At 65.9% G+C, this 15047-nt stretch carries 13 protein-coding genes; 2 read left to right on the top strand and 11 right to left on the bottom strand.

From position 1 onward, the window contains the following. Positions 1 to 23: 23 nt before the first annotated feature. The 11 genes from ACSQ2F_RS08610 to ACSQ2F_RS08560 all read right to left on the bottom strand — a co-directional run bounded on the left by ACSQ2F_RS08610 (position 24) and on the right by ACSQ2F_RS08560 (position 11805). Positions 24 to 1157, bottom strand: coding sequence for a hypothetical protein (locus ACSQ2F_RS08610; protein ID WP_436021741.1), 1134 nt, complete (start codon positions 1155 to 1157; stop codon positions 24 to 26). Beyond that, positions 1154 to 2959 carry a GspE/PulE family protein gene (locus ACSQ2F_RS08605; RefSeq protein WP_436021739.1) on the bottom strand — a complete coding sequence of 602 codons (1806 nt, stop codon included), beginning with the start codon at positions 2957 to 2959 and terminating at the stop codon, positions 1154 to 1156. The genes ACSQ2F_RS08610 and ACSQ2F_RS08605 overlap by 4 nt, the downstream gene beginning before the upstream one ends. A gap of 2 nt (positions 2960 to 2961) precedes the next feature. Continuing rightward, positions 2962 to 3390: a hypothetical protein gene (locus ACSQ2F_RS08600; RefSeq protein ID WP_436021737.1), complete on the bottom strand. Its 429-nt coding sequence runs from the start codon at positions 3388 to 3390 to the stop codon at positions 2962 to 2964. Positions 3391 to 3400: 10 nt separating this feature from the next. After that, on the bottom strand, positions 3401 to 4624 hold the full coding sequence (locus ACSQ2F_RS08595) for a hypothetical protein (protein ID WP_436021735.1): 1224 nt from the start codon (positions 4622 to 4624) through the stop codon (positions 3401 to 3403). Positions 4625 to 4723: 99 nt separating this feature from the next. Next, on the bottom strand, positions 4724 to 6517 hold the full coding sequence (locus ACSQ2F_RS08590; RefSeq protein WP_436021733.1) for a type II secretion system protein GspD: 1794 nt from the start codon (positions 6515 to 6517) through the stop codon (positions 4724 to 4726). Continuing rightward, positions 6493 to 6936 (bottom strand): TcpQ domain-containing protein, encoded by a 444-nt coding sequence (locus ACSQ2F_RS08585; RefSeq protein ID WP_436021731.1) that lies wholly within the window; start codon positions 6934 to 6936, stop codon positions 6493 to 6495. Before ACSQ2F_RS08585 ends, ACSQ2F_RS08590 begins: the two co-directional genes overlap by 25 nt. 54 nt (positions 6937 to 6990) lie before the next feature. After that, positions 6991 to 8169: a TcpQ domain-containing protein gene (locus ACSQ2F_RS08580; protein WP_436021729.1), complete on the bottom strand. Its 1179-nt coding sequence runs from the start codon at positions 8167 to 8169 to the stop codon at positions 6991 to 6993. Between the two features lie 5 nt (positions 8170 to 8174). Next, entirely contained in the window at positions 8175 to 9437 is a 1263-nt protein-coding gene (locus tag ACSQ2F_RS08575) for a TrbI/VirB10 family protein (RefSeq protein WP_436021727.1), read from the bottom strand. Then, positions 9437 to 10312 carry a TrbG/VirB9 family P-type conjugative transfer protein gene (locus tag ACSQ2F_RS08570; protein WP_436021725.1) on the bottom strand — a complete coding sequence of 292 codons (876 nt, stop codon included), beginning with the start codon at positions 10310 to 10312 and terminating at the stop codon, positions 9437 to 9439. The genes ACSQ2F_RS08575 and ACSQ2F_RS08570 overlap by 1 nt, the downstream gene beginning before the upstream one ends. Further along, positions 10309 to 11100, bottom strand: coding sequence for a VirB8/TrbF family protein (locus ACSQ2F_RS08565; RefSeq protein WP_436021723.1), 792 nt, complete (start codon positions 11098 to 11100; stop codon positions 10309 to 10311). Before ACSQ2F_RS08565 ends, ACSQ2F_RS08570 begins: the two co-directional genes overlap by 4 nt. 273 nt (positions 11101 to 11373) lie before the next feature. Then, positions 11374 to 11805, bottom strand: coding sequence for a hypothetical protein (locus tag ACSQ2F_RS08560; protein WP_436021721.1), 432 nt, complete (start codon positions 11803 to 11805; stop codon positions 11374 to 11376). Positions 11806 to 11958: 153 nt separating this feature from the next. On the opposite strand from ACSQ2F_RS08560, the gene ACSQ2F_RS08555 reads away from it, so the two are divergent. Next, complete coding sequence (locus tag ACSQ2F_RS08555; RefSeq protein WP_436021719.1) at positions 11959 to 12786, top strand: helix-turn-helix domain-containing protein; 828 nt, start codon at positions 11959 to 11961, stop codon at positions 12784 to 12786. A 33-nt stretch (positions 12787 to 12819) separates the two neighbouring features. Continuing rightward, positions 12820 to 15039 carry a molybdopterin-dependent oxidoreductase gene (locus ACSQ2F_RS08550; protein ID WP_436021717.1) on the top strand — a complete coding sequence of 740 codons (2220 nt, stop codon included), beginning with the start codon at positions 12820 to 12822 and terminating at the stop codon, positions 15037 to 15039. Positions 15040 to 15047: the final 8 nt, after the last annotated feature.

Raw genomic sequence — 15047 nt, 5'->3', positions numbered from 1 at the left:
TCTCCTCGTGGTTGTCGTGGGCACTAACGTGGCCGCCTGAGTGCGTCTGCCTCATGGGACTGCTTCAGCTCCATCAAGGTGGCGGGCTCCATGAGCGATGAGAATTTGCCCGGAACCGTCAGCGTCGCCAATCCCATGAACGTGCACAGCAAGAGCAGCAGTCCGACCAACGCGACATTTGCTGCAAGCGCTGCACGACGAACGCCTTCGAGTACCCGATCCCCTTCCCGGGTCCCCAGTTCGACCAGCACGTCCGAGAAGTTGGCGGCCGTCCTTTGAAGCGTGGTCGCTCGCGCCAGCATGTAGGGCGACAAGATTCCCCGACCGAAAGCCTCTAGGGTGCTGGTTGGGTTCTCGTCCAACGCGCGCAGAACGCGGCTCAGATGCCATCGCATCCAAAGTGACGAACGCTGCGCGATGTCCTCCAGCGAGCCACGGAGCGTTCCGCCGTTCGACAACAGCATGGCCATCGCGGTGAACAGCATTCCGGATTGAAAGTCTCGGTAGAGCCCGTAGACCGGCCAGCCTTCGACGACGAGACGCAACGGCCCCCTCCACCTTGGCAAGGATGCGAGTGCAGCTGCAATGACGCCGACGAACAGCGCCATGAGGAAAGGTCCGTAGGCCTCGCTTGCCTGCGCCACATCACGCGCCCAGCCATTGGTGCCCCGCCAAAGCTCTTCCTTGACGTAGATCGGCGTACTACGGTCGATGGTGAGAATTACGTCGCTCAGCACGCTGATCAGGACATAGCAGAGCGGGAGCATCAGCAATGGCAGCACTGAATGGGCCAGCACCACGGCTCGCATCGCAGACTGCTTCTCAACGGCGACGGCAAGCGCGCTCAGTGCGGCGGCCTTGTCGTCTGCTCGATCGACGCCGGTCAGCATCATGGCGTCGCCCCGCGGGACGACCCCATCCAGCAGGTGGCTCAGCTGTCCGGCGTGGCCGCCCAGCTGGTAGGTGGCCAGCATGCCGCGCAGGGCGGCCGCCCGAGCCCGTTGCCGTGTGCGACCGGAGATCCTGATCTCGCCCTCGAAGAAGGAAATCATCGCTTCGTTGCGCCGGAACATGTCGGCTAGGTCGCGATAGAACTCGGCCCGTTGGAACCGGAAGAGCCATATCCACGCTCTTCTGCTCGCGTGGCGCCGCATCATTCGCTCCTCCCTCTTGCAGGAAGCACTTCGAAGCGTTCGAACGAGTCGAACTCTTCGCAGTTTCGGACGTCAACTTCACCTTGAAGTGCTTTCCACAGCGTGTGCTCAAACACGGTTTTTCCGGTCATGTCCGGGCTCATGAAGTCCCCGTCCGACGCGGATCGGAAATGAAGCACGGCCGCATCGTCTTCGTTGTTGCGGACGAGTCGAAGCCAAGCCCGATCCGGGCGCAGCATCTCCGCCACGATCGTCTTGCCCTTGATGCCACGCCACTGGCAATGCGAACAACCGCCTCGGTGTTCCCACCGCAGTCGGTGGGTCGGCACTCTGTACTTTTGCTCGAGAACTTCGACGATCTCTGCCACGTCTGGATCCAGTTCCGCTGCCACCGGGGTGGAGTCGGCACACAGCGTGCAGAGCTTCGGAACGAGGGCCTGGTACACCAGCAGGTTGAGGATGTTGGGGCCGGTGAGCGCTTGGCGGGACAAGCCGATCTGATCGTTCGTCAGCCTCGGAACGATGGTGCTGATCAGATGCGCGTGAACGGTGCCCATCGCCAGATGCCCTGTCTCGGCAATCTGCAGCGCAAACATGGCTGTCAGGCGGTCGCGGATCTCACCCATCATCACGCCGTCGGGATCACCTCGCATCAGAGCACGCATGGTGTCGGCGTAGCGCGAGTTGGTGAGGTCGTCGTCCGCCAGATCTCGCAGTACTTCAATCTGATGGGCACCCCGGATTTCGTACTCGATGGGATCCTCCACGGTGTAGACCGCCTTGGCATCGAGCCCCGGGAGCGTTTCGATGAGGCACTTCAGGCTCGTGGACTTGCCCGAACTGGTGACTCCGGCGATCAGCACGATGCCCTTGCCGGACCGACCGGCCTCGCGCAGCAAGCGGAGCTGACTGCGGGCATAGCCAGCTTTCTCGAACGTGATGGCGTTCTCTTCGCCGCAACGCAGGATGCGGATCACCGCCTTCGGCCCGGACCTTCCCTTGAAGTTCTGGTATCGCAGTTGACCCGAGAGGCCCGGCAGGTTGAGACCGATCATGCAGGAGACGAATTTGTCTTCGGTGTACTGTGAGACGTTGTTGCCTTGCCGCGTGTTGTTGTACCCGGCAGCAAGTGCATCCACGGCTTCTGCACGCGGGTACTTGCCGCCGTGCCCATCGGCGAGCGACTCAAGTCGCCCATCGACACGGACGCGCACAAGGGCAACGTTGCCTGAGACGTCGACGTGCAGGTCGGTCGCGTCTGCCCGAGCCGCGAGTTCGATCCAGTGATTGAAGAGACGCAGCGGCTCGCCGTGTCCCCGCGATTGAGTGCTTCGCCCTGCGTTGCGCATGATCACCCGCATCACTTCCGGCGTGGCCACCAGTTCATCGACGATCTGATACCCCCTTGCCCGAAGGTCTCCCTTCAACGCGCGGATCTGCCACTGCAGGGGCTTCAGGTCCGCTTCGGGCATTGAGGCGCGGATGACATGCACCCGCTTGCCGCCGATGTCCGTCGCGATGAGTCGCTCCCGCTGGTCGGCCGGCAGCCGGTACACGGGCTCATCTCCGCCGGTCAGGAGGCGCTGGTACGGAGGCACGTCCGAGTACCGGGAGATCACCGAGTCGAGTGGCTCGGTGACGCGAAAGTCACTCGCCTGGGAAACGTCTCTTGCGCTCGACTCCTGAGCAAGCGTTGGGGAGCGCCGTGAACCGAGTTGGGAGCCGCTGCCGGGTCCGCCATGAACGAGCGCCAGTTCACCCAAAGGCGATGACGTCGATTCCAACTTGCGCTCAAACCACTTCATGGTCAGCGCCCCATGGCGGCCAGAGTAAAGCTCCGCGAACGCGAGCGGCGGGCAGGATCGGCAAGGACGACGCGCTCCGCGCCGATCCGTTCCACTCGCCAGCGGGTGCCCGGCACGTCTTGGCCGGCAGCCAGCATGTACGGCGCACCGTCTACCTCGACTTCAGCCAATTGCGTTCCAGCAGCAACGATGACACCAGTGACGGTGACCTCTGCCTCGGATTCCACGGGAGCAGGCGCTGCCACGACGATGCCCTGCTGTGGCGCGGAGACGGACGGCATGGCAGGCAGTGCTGTCTGCGACGGTGGTGCAGTGCTGCGCGCGGCGTTTCTGGAAATGGCCGCCTCGATGATCGCGCGCTGCGACCGGCTGTAGTCAGCGATGGTTTGCGCATTGGACAGCGCGCAGCATCCCGACATGACAGTGAACAACGAAGCTAACCTAGCGAGACGAGACATAGTAGATCCCCATAGCCTTGAATTTGAGGCGCCCGGCTGCATCGCCGTCACCGATGTCAGCGCGAACGGATTCCCAGCTGATCCAGCCTGGCGCCGTTTCAAGCGCTTCGAGAATGAACGGGCCGGGTACGTCGCTCAGCGTGATGACGCCGCTCATCAGCGCCTGTGAATGCTGGAAGTGCGCCGGGACCTCGGCCACCCTTGGCCAGACCATCGGTGGTTTGATGTCAATTCCAAGATCCGCCGTCCGCCAGACCTGCAGCGTCGGACCGATCTCGTCGATCGCCTGCGAGAAGCTGGGAAGCGGAGCGCCCGGGCCGATCAAGCTGACCCGCGTGACTGCGACGGCCACACTGGTTCTCGCCGAATCCAGCAGAGGGATAGGACTGCCGTCAGGTGTGACGCGAGAGAGGAGTTCGCCCGCGCGCGCTTTCCGAAGGTCGGTGTAGGTCCCGCCTTGGCGGGACCAGAGGGTCTCGCACCGCTCCGCAGCGGCGCTGCACTCGGTAGCCGCCATCTTCCAGCCGGGAACGAGTACCGGTGCGTCGAACATCTTCCGGACAGCTGAAAGCATGAGCGACCGATCCGACGCCATGTGAGGGACCTGGCTGTTCATCGCAGCCAGGTAGCGGGGCACAGGATCGTTCTGCGCGATGGCCTCGGCTTGTTGACGGTCGGCCTCCGCTTGCCGTGCCGCCTGGACGGCCCACCACGCACCGGCACCGACCGTGACGATGACGGTCGCAGCTGCAAGCGGCCATGGGTTGATCGGGATCGGAAGAACTCGGCACGCCTTGCTCGCACCCTGCCCGAGCCATTCGAAGTCCACGGCTTCGGCGTTCGGAAATGCGGCCGGGTTGTCTGCCCAGATCGGTCGATCCTCCGAGCCAAGCGCATTGCGGGCCTCCATCTCGGTGGTCAGGGAGTCCACGACCGGAACGCCGTCGTCTAGGACGACCACATAGACCTTCTCGTCCCTGCGGTGTTCATCGGCGGGGACGGTCAGGACGAGCGCCGCGTTCGGAGCGCTCAACCCGACCCGCGCAGCGAAGCACTGTGCCGCGGACATGGTGCCCTTTGGCAACTTCACGCCCTCTTCCGAGGCGCGCGGCTGGAACAAGCCGTAGACCGTGGCCTGTTGGGCCGAGAACAACGTGTAGTGGGTCGCGTCAACCGTCAGGTTCCGGGCCTCGTAAAGCCGACGCATGGAGTGTTTTCCTCCGCGTGGCGGTCGCCAGCTCAGCCCGCCCAGCAACGGCCCTGAGGCACTGACCGCGATGATTCGCTCGAGTCGCATCGCCATACCTCAGAGAATCGTCGGCCGAACAAAGATGACGAAGTCTTCGCGCTGCCTCGACTGAGCCTTGCTGCCCCCGGCGAGAAGCGGTACGTCCTCGCCCAGCCGCCGGGTGTCGTCCGTCGTCACGATGCGGCTAAGGCCCGTGATGACGAGCAACTGTCCGGCCTTGAGTGCCACCGTGGACTGATCGATGAGGTTGCTGATCTCGGGGGTCTGCACCCGCTGCTCGGTGCTCCCGGTGCCGCTGGTGAACGTGGCGATCTGCACAAGCGAGGACAGTCCGACGCCAAACTTCAACACGATGGTGTTGTTGTCCATGATGAAGGGCTGGGCCAGGTATCGATCGCCCGTCGTGACCGTCGCAGTCTTGAGGCCGGGAGCACCAGCGCCGAACGTCGAAGCGGTGCCTGGAACGGTTTCGCTGACATAGGCCTTGCTTCCGAGAGAGGCCTTGCGTGCCCATTGCCGGTTCAGTGTGAGAAGGCTCACGGGGCGATGCTGCGTGGAGTTTCCGAACTGGTTCAGAAGTTTCAGCATGGCGGTGCTGTCGCCAGCCAGGCGGGACAGGTCATTGGTGCCGCCCGCGAGCACAGAGAACTGCACCCCGCCGCCGGCAGCCCCCGTTACCGTGGCGGGCGAAGTGATGTTCATCTGCATGGCGCGCGATACCGACTTCACGACCACGCCCCAATCAATTCCGCGCTCGTCGGACTCGTCGCGCCGGATGGAGTAGATGTCGAACTGGATCTGTGCCTGCCGGAGCATCGATTCGTTCTCGGCCCTGACAAAATCGCGGACCTTCGTCATCGTCTCCTTCGTAGTCGTTACCGCGATTCGGCCCGAGCCGTCCGCGCGAATCACAGACGACCCGGGCACGGCAGAAAGGATCTGCTGCACCGCTGCAATCAACGTGCTTGCCGTCGAGGCGCGGCCCTTCTCGGAAACGTCGGCGCTCGCATTGTTCGTGCTGAGCCCGCCACCGGATCCGCCGCCCGACGTACCAGTGCTGCCTTGGTCACTGGAGTTGAGCCCCATCGTGTACTGCGTCTCGCCATCCAGGGTGGCAACTTCGAAGAACTCGGTTCGGAAGCGCTCGATGACGATCACCCCCCCGCGGTATTCCCACGAGAGGTTGGTGATATCGGTGATGTGATTGAGGAAGCCCTCGAGCGATCCGTTCCAACGCATTGCCACCGCGTTGGGACCGCCGTCCACGCGCCGCCCGGTTCCCTTTTCTGGCGGCAGCGCCCCGTTGGGAGTTCCGAGCGCGCCGGAGGGCTTCGACCCAGCCAATGCCGAAGAGCGGCCTGCTGGGGCAGGGTCGTTAAAGACGTCCGGCTTCACCCGGACAGGGACGCCCGTGGCGGCGGCAATCCGCTCAGCGACCGTGCGGATACCCACTTTGCCGCCCGAGCCGGTGTCATTGAAGTTCAGCTTGACCGGTTCCTGGAACACGGACGGAAGCTTCTCGTTCGATCCCATGGGGACGGAAACGGATGCGACCCAGGGGCGACTCGACCGCCGAAGAACGATGTTGGATCGCTGTTCGGCAGCGCGCCGCTCCGCGTCCTGCGCGCCGCCGGCGACATCGGCGGAAGAGCCGGCAGCAAGGGCAGCAGCATGCGTGATGGCTGAGACGTTGTGTGAGCCGGCGGCGTGGTCGCCATCAACTCGTTCCGAAATGCTTGGAACCGCACAGCCGGCCAAGGCGGCGACGAGACCCACACTGATGGGCAGCAGAAATTTCTTCATGAATTGGACCCGATTGGCGCGGCTCATGGCGCGGTCGATGCGAGGCATTCGCGACTCTGCTCACCCTGGCGGGTGATTCGAACGAGTGGGGGACTGTTGGCGTAGACGCAAGCCTCCAGCGGATAGTCTGAATAGCGAATTCCGGGTGATCGCAACACGTGTTCGATGGCGCCCTCGAAGGTTCCAACGTACACATCCGGCGCACCGATCAGGAAATTGCGCGCTGCGTCCCACTTCAGCTTGTGACCGGCGGCCAAAGACCAGCGCTCGAAGGTGCGGGCCAGGGTGACGTCGGATGCCATGACCTCCCAGCGTTCAACGGCGCCTGAGGCCCCAACCGCAGGCCCGACGCTGGACGCCGAGGCCGAGAACGGGGCGACCGGCAAGGGTGGCTGGTGATGGTTACTCTGCGCCATTGCGCCGCTGGCGATGCCTACCGCACAGTGCAACACCACGAATCTCTTCAACATGTCTCCTCCCTTTGATTTGTGTAGGCCCCGATGAATTGCCCGGAGCACGGCTCATTCCAGCCGGGACACACGCAACGTGCGCCCTGGAGCAGTCATCAACTGCAGCGGATAGCCTGAGGCGCGCAGGCCGGCGATGACGCGCTCGGCTGCATCAGGGAACGACGGCGCGTCCAAGGTGAGCTCGCCGGTGACCGGCGCATGTACCGGCGTGTCCCACTGAAGGTCATAGCCGGCATCGAGCGCCCACCGCCTCAGCGCAACGGCGACGGTGCCATCACTCAGCAACAGATCGAACTGCCCTGCAACCGGTCGGCCCATTCCGGCCAGTGGCTCCGACGTCGGCAGCTCACTCGGAACGGCCGACCGTAACGGCGCGGCCTTCGCGGGCAACGTTTGCACCGCGGCGTCCCGTTGACCCTGGGCTGGCCGCCAGCGAACTCGCAGCACGTCCCGCCCCAGGGTGCGGCCAGCCGTCTTCGTTTGCGACGGCGGCGGCGGCGTAGCTTCAGCGTCGGCGGGCGCGTCGACGAGCTGATGAGGTTCGGCGCCGGCAGAAGCCAGCGATCGGCGCAGCGAGGACACCCGCCGAAGGAGAAGTCCAGCAGGATGCATGTCGGAAGATTCGATCAGGATTCGTGATGCGCGTCCGCCCTGCCGGATCGAGGCGGCCAAGCGATCGACATCGCGTGGAGGCACTTGAACACCACGCCCGCTGAAGGCCACATCGACCGGCAAAGCCAGGTCTGGCTCTGTCCACTCGATCACATCGCCTCGAACCGGAGTGGCGTAGCTGCTGATCGTCCGGTCGCCGGTGCGATAGGTGGGTGGACCGCGGCGCGACGCAGCGGGGGCCGCTTCAGGGTGGCTCGACGGCGGCTGGGCACCCGACAGGACCGCCGTGTGACGCACGCGGGCAGTCCCCCCAGGGACCACCAGCGTGTAGTCGCGCGCACGGCCAGCCACCACGTGATATGGACCCTCGACTTCAGGCAACTGCATGACGGGCCCTGCTCCGACGAGGATCACCGGCACGGCAGCACCCGGCTTGAACTGGAAATAGGTTTTTCCCAGACCGTCGTCGAACACCTGCTGCGGCCGCGCCTCCGAATGACCGCTGATGCGGTAGTCGAAATCGAACGGGCCTATGCGCTGTGAATGCGCGGCCGGTGCACTGATGGCGAAGCAAAGGCCTAGGGCAAGACGCCCGGGCCACTGTGGATGATGTTTCATGCGGTTCACCGCTCCGGGAAGGTCGTGGGAAAGGCCATGTCGCGCACAACTTCGACGTTGAGTCGCGTGCCCTCCTCCAGCGTGACGGTGGGCGGAATTGACTTGTTTCGCTCGAGTTCGGCTCGCGCCGTATCGACGAAGACTTGCCCGGTCGCAGAGATGCCGCCCTGGCCCTGGCTCCCGCCGCTGGGCAAGGCGGCAATGCGCGTGACGCGGTCAGCAATGACGCCCAGGAGAAGCGCAGATCCGAACGTGCGGAGAAAGTGGCGATCAACGTCACCCTCCATTCCAGCTTGGCCTGCGGCGTCGGAACCGCCCGCCCCGGGCAGATCGAACGTCGAGCCGTCCGGCATCTTCAGCTTCGTGAACGCAAACTGCAGACGGCTTTGACCAGGCTTCACGTCGTGGTTGTAGGCACCGACGAGCAAGGCTCCTTTGGGCAGCAGCAGACGGCGGCTTGTTCGCGAGTCGTATACGTCCATGCTGACCCGCGCGGTGACCACCCCCGGCATGTCGCTGTTGATGCGTCGTGTCAGCACGCTCGGGATGACCGTGCCCTGGTACAGCATCAAGTCGGTCACGGGCGGCTGCGGTTGCAGTGGCTGGACAGTGGCTGGCGTGGACATCTGATCGGCCCAGGCGCGATCACTTCCTGCGCGCGACAGCGGTTCCGCCGCTGGGGCCGGCCGCCCGTGCGTTGCCTTGATCGCCTCGATGATGGGCGCCACGTCTGCAGCTGCTCCGGCAGGCATCTCGGCAGCACGCCTGACGAGTTCGGCCGGCGAGCCGGACCCACTGGTCGCGCCCTCGTCGAACACCGTGGACGCTGCGCCCCGCGCTGCCAGTTCGCGTTCCGCCACCGCCGGATCAGGCAATCGGGCGTCAGCAGCCCCGACGGATTGCGGAAGTTCCGGGTCGCCCACCCGCCTCGGCACGGCGGGAATCGGGAAGGATTCGATCTCGTCGTTTGCGTCAACTGCGCTGCCAGAAAGGCGTCTCTTCTCCGCGGCCGCGCGGTCCTTCGCCGCGCGATCGGCCGCTTCGTCGACCCAATGCGCATTTCCCTTTTGCTGACTTGCAACCGACTCCGGTTTGCTCAGCTCCGCTCGGGCTTTCTGATCGCCGGTCATCAGCGGCTCATCTGCAGCGCCGAGCATGAAGACGGCCATTGCAGCGAGCGTCACCACGACGAAGATTCCGGCAAGCAGCTTCCGCGGAACACCGCCCGGTGTGGTGTAGCCTTCCGGCGAAATGAGGAGATCAGCCATCAGCGCCCTCCTCGCCCGAACCCGAGCCGCGCGAAGAAGCCAGGCTTTGCGCTGTCCCGCAGCACTTCCACCTTGGCACGGCCGAGCTTGAGCACGAACTTGTCCATGGTGCGCTGAACGATCAAGTACGGCGCATTGATGCTGTAGTTGACCAATGCCGTTTCATCGGAGTCCGGCGTGATCATGAACAGCGCGGGGAGTTCCTGGAGGTCATCGGCCAGTCGAATGTAGGTATGCGTGCCGTCATCGAAGACTTGGAGGGGTCGGAACGGCGCGTCGCCCTGCATCTCGTACTTGAAGTACAGCTTGTCGACGGAAACCCCGGCTATCAGTGCCTCGCGTCCATTCGCCGTTGTGCCGGCTGCTGTTGCCGACGAGGGGTGGTCCGAAGGAGTGGCCCCTTCGGCCGTTGCGCGGGTTGCAGCCGGTTCGGTCTGGTCCAGCAGCGCAGGACCGGCGTAGGTCCAGGCCACCCGCGTGTACCACTTCTTCCCTTCGGACGTGCTCTGCAGGTCGATGTGGTACGAGCGGCGGGTTGTGACGACCAGCAGGTTGGTCGACACGTCTTCCCACTTCGGCTTGACTTCCACGAACGCCTTGCTCGACGGGACATTGACGTTGAAGCTCGACGCATCGCCAGCCGAGACGTACGTCACGCGTTCATCGGGTGACAGCTTCAACTGCGTGGTGTTGCGGGGACGCACAAGCACCTTGTAGATTCGGTCGTCGTCGTAGTCGAAGGTGACCATGCGCGCTTCGCCCATGACCGGCGTCGGAACGAGCGGCGATTGCGCCCAGGCGGGCGACAGCGACAGCAGCGCGGCGGCGGAATACGTCACAGTGAAGAAAAGCGGAGTGGATCGAGGCCGGTTCATGAAAGGTCCTGGGCGCGTTCGAAGTGGGTGATGTTCAAACCCGCCGGGTTGGCGAGGATGTTCTCCTCGGTGTCCGGCACCGTCAGCACGTAATGCACCGTGAACCGCCATTTGCGGACGACGGCCTCCCCTGTCCCGGACCGTTCGGTGGTGGTCACGAAGACGAAGGCAATGCCGTTCTGGGACACATCCACACCGCTCGTTCGGGCGGTGCGAACCAGTCCGGGAGCTGCCAGCAGGCGCTTGAAGGGCGCTTCGGCCTCAACAAAGTCCTTGTGCTGCGAGACGGCCTTGCCGCGCAGAGGACGGGTGGAGAGCCGAAGGTTCTCTCGAGTCAGGTAAGGATCGATGACGAGCAGGCGCTCGACCCAGCGTGCGAGCTCGGACTTGAGCACGGCTGAAGTCGGGTGATACGCCGCAGCCTCGACGACCCGGACCACCGCGCCATCGGCGGTGTACTCGACGGCGTACGGAACCGCCTGCTTCAACGGCAGCATCCGCGAGATGGCAATGGCCTGGGCCGCAACCACTCCTCCAAGAACGATCGTGGCGACGAACCACCGAGCCGCGTTGGCTTGCGGATCGCCGAACAGTTCAGCGAAGAGGCGGATGTTGTCGAGTGCGACGGGAGGTGTATTGCGCAGCGGCCGGCCTGCCTTGTCGGCCTTCCGCGGCGCGGCGCGGTCGGGCCGACGTCCTGCACGGCTCTCGCCGGACGGGCGGCGAGATGACGTGGCATCGCCGGGGATGGGCGGCAGCAGTTGAGCAGTGGAGTGAGGGGTCGACACGGATCAGATCGCGCTTCGATAAGGTGAGGCGATTCTGAAAGGCCGATGCGTAAGACACCCCCCTACAACCACATGGAAAAGCGCCGGTTGGCGGCCTGACCTGCAAGAGTTGACAGCCTGTTTTCTAGGGGGGAACAGTGGACAAGGTGACTGCTCGAACCAATCGCAACAAGCTGCAACCGCCGTCACGCATTCGCAAGACGCTGGGCCAGCCCTGCACTCAACGCAGAAGCTGCACTTCCCGAACAGCGAGCCCCTGCGTGGCCGAGTCGGTCATGAGACTGCACGATCACCGCGTCGCAGCCCCATCACCTGCAACTCCGCAAACACCCCCACCGTCACCACCTGCGCCACAAGGAACGCGATCCCAAACCCCGTCGGCTCGAACCACGGCCCGAACGCGATCGCCAGACAGTCCACCGCCCACACCACATTGATCACCACGGCCGCCCACACGCCACCGCGTGGCAACACCGGCCGGCGGGCCAACCACAGCACGAACGCCGCATAGACGAAGAGGCTCAAGCCCGCGGGCATGAGCAGGTTGGTCGGCAGGCCGAGTGGCGAGGCAAGCAGCCCACCGCCGAAGGACATGACGGCGGCAGCGGCAGCGCTCACGGCGGCATCGGCCCAAAGCACCTTGCGCAGGAAGGACTGCGGCGCAGAGGAAGCAGAAGCGGAAGCGGAAGCCAGGGAAGCAGACATGTGGATCTCCTTTGGTGAGCCGCTCGTGGCCCGGCCCCCATGGCCAGGTTGTCGTTGCGGCATGGGGATCAGTTTCGGCAGCGGGCGGCGGCACGTCCATGACGTGGGAGGTCATGGCGAGCGGCGCGGGCGCTGCGCTATCGTCAGCGCACCATGACCTCATCTGCCCAAACCACCTTTGCCGCCGAGGCCCGCACGGTCGGTGACCTGATCCGCGCCTGGCGGCTGCACCGCCGCCTCAGCCAGCTGGACCTCGCCTCGGCGGCCGACATCTCCACCCGCCACCTGAGCTATGTGGAGACGGGCCGCGCGGCGCCCAGCCGCGCCATGGTGATGCACCTGGCCGAGCGCCTGGCGGTGCCGCTGCGCGAGCGCAACCAGCTGCTTGCGGCGGCGGGCTTTGCACCGCTCTATCGCGAGCGGCCCTTGGCGGACCCGGCGCTCGGCGCGGCGCGCGATGCGGTGGACCAGGTGCTCAAGGCGCATGAGCCCTGGCCGGCCCTCGCGGTGGACCGGCACTGGACCATGCTGAGCCACAACGCCACCGTGCCCTTGCTGCTGCAAGGTGTGGACGCGGCGCTGCTGCAGGGGCCGGTGAACGTGCTGCGCTTGAGCCTGCATCCGGGTGGCCTCGCATCGCGCATCGCCAACCTCGCCACCTGGCGCGCCCACCTGCTGCACCGGTTGGCGCAGCAGATCGAGGCCACGGCGGACGCCACGCTGACCGCACTGCTGTCCGAATTGCAGGCCTACCCTGCCCCATCGGTGGACGACCCGGACGGCGCCGGCGCGGAGGCCGAGGCCTCTGCCATCGCCGTGCCGCTGCGCATGCGCACGCCCGCCGGGGTGCTGAGTTTCCTGAGCACGACGACCGTGTTCGGCTCACCGGTGGACATTACCTTGTCGGAGTTGGCGTTGGAGACCTTCTTTCCGGCCGATGCCGCCACGGCCGAAGCCCTGCGCACACTCGTGCGAAACTGAGTACACTCATCCGACCGATTCACGGAGGCTCCGATGAACACGACTGTCACGCAGCGCATCTGCCCCTTGTGCGAGGCCTGCTGCGGCCTCGACGTCCATGTGACCGACGGCCGGGTGACGGCCATCCGGGGCCATGAGGCCGATGTCTTCAGCGCGGGCTACATGTGCCCGAAGGGCTTTGCCCTGAAGGACTTGCAGGAAGACCCCGATCGTTTGCGCACGCCGCTCATCAAGCGCGACGGGCGCTTCGAGCCAGCCACCTGGGACGAGGCCTTCGCGGAGATCGAGCGCCGATTGGTGCCGATTCGCGAGCAGCACGGCGCCCAGTCCTTGGGCGTGACGGTGGGCAACCCGTCGTCGCACAAGATGGGCCTGATGCTGTACTACAGCCGCCTGCTGAAGGCGCTCGGCACCCGCAACGTGTTCTCCGCCTCCACCCTGGACCAGATGCCCAAGCAGTTGTCGAGCGGGTGGATGTTCGGCCACTGGCTGTCGATCGCCGTGCCCGACATCGAGCGCACCGACCTCCTCATCGTGCTGGGCGCCAACCCCGCGGCCAGCAACGGCAGCCTGTGGACGGTGCCCGACTTCCGCGGCAAGGCCAAAGCCTTGCGCGCGCGCGGGGGCCGACTGGTGGTGATCGACCCGCGGCGCAGCGAGACGGCCGAGCTGGCGGACGAGCACCTCACCATCCGCCCGCAGGGCGATGCCTTCCTGCTGCTCGGCATGGCCGCCACGCTATTCGAGGAAGGCTTGGTGCGCACCGGCCGGCTGACGGAGCACCTGGCCGGCCTGGATGACGTGCGTGCCGCCGTGGCGCCCTTCAGCGCCGAACGCGTGGCGGAGCGCTGTGGCATCGAGGCGCCCGCCATTCGTGGGCTTGCGCGCTCGCTGGCGCAGACGCCGCGCGCCGTCCTCTACGGCCGCATGGGGACGTGCGTGCAGTCGTTCGGCACTTTGTGCAGCTGGCTGATCGACGTGCTGAACGCCCTCACCGGTCACCTCGACGAACCGGGCGGCGCGATGTTCCCGCTGGCGCCCGCCTTTCAGGCCAACAGCACCGGTGAACCGGGCCGGGGCCGGGGCATCGTCACCGGCCGCCACCGCTCACGCGTGAGCGGCGCGCCGGAGGTGTTCGGTGAACTGCCGATGACCTGCCTCGCGGAAGAGATCGAGGTTCCAGGCGATGGGCAGGTGCGCGCGCTCCTCACGGTGGCAAGCAACCCAGTGCTGTCGGCGCCCAATGGCCGACGCCTCTCCGCGGCGCTCGACGGGCTCGAGTTCATGGTGAGCGTGGACATCTACCTGAACGAGACAACGCGGCATGCCGACGTGATCCTGCCCGGGCTGGCACCGCTGGAAGACAGCCACTACGACGTGGCGTTCCACCAGCTGGCCTTCCGCAACGTGGCGCGCTACAGCCCGGCGGTGCTGGCCCCAGCGGACGGCCGCTGGCCCGAGTGGAAGATCCTGCTCAAGCTGCAGGCCATCGCCACCGGCCGCGGCGCGCACGCCGATGTGGACGCACTCGACACCGAGCTCGTCACCGCCGAACTGGCCCGCACGATGGGCAGCCGCTCCCCCCAGGTGATGGCGGCCGTGCAAGGCCTGAGTGGCCCGGAGCGGCTGCTCGAGATCTCGCTGCGCACCGGCCCGTATGGCGATGGCTTCGGCACCCGGCCGGACGGCCTCACCCTGGCGCGGCTTCGCGCCGCGCCGAGCGGCATCGACCTCGGCCCGCTGCAGCCCCGCTTGCCGGACCTGCTGCGCACGCCGTCGGGCAAGGTGGAGCTGGCGCCCGCCGCATTGATTGCCGATGTGGCGCGCGCGCAGGCCGACCTCGCCGCCCCCGCCCCGGACATGGTCCTCATCGGTCGGCGGCAGGTGCGCTCCAACAACAGCTGGATGCACAACCTGCCCACGTTGGCCAAGGGCGACTTCCGCTGCACGCTGCTCGTCCACCCGGCCGACGCCGAGCGCCTGTCGCTCACCCACGGCGGCCGGGCGCGCATCTCACGCGGCGCGGACGCCCCGGCGATCGACGCCGAGGTGGAAGTGAGCGACGAGGTGATGCGCGGCGTGGTCAGCCTGCCGCACGGTTGGGGCCACTCCCGTCCCGGGACCCGCCTGGGCGTGGCGTCGGAGCGGCCCGGTGTGAGCCTCAATGACGTACTGGACGAGAACCTGCGCGACCCGCTCTCGGGCAACGCCGTGCTGGGGGGTGTGGGGGTGCAGGTGACGGCGCTGGCGTGAGGCCTGCG

Origin of the sequence: Rhizobacter sp. LjRoot28, assembly GCF_964253025.1 — a bacterium.
Taxonomy (GTDB): domain Bacteria; phylum Pseudomonadota; class Gammaproteobacteria; order Burkholderiales; family Burkholderiaceae_C; genus Rhizobacter.
The sequence above is the reverse complement of the archived record's forward strand: the minus strand, read 5'-3'. Positions and strand labels throughout refer to the sequence as shown.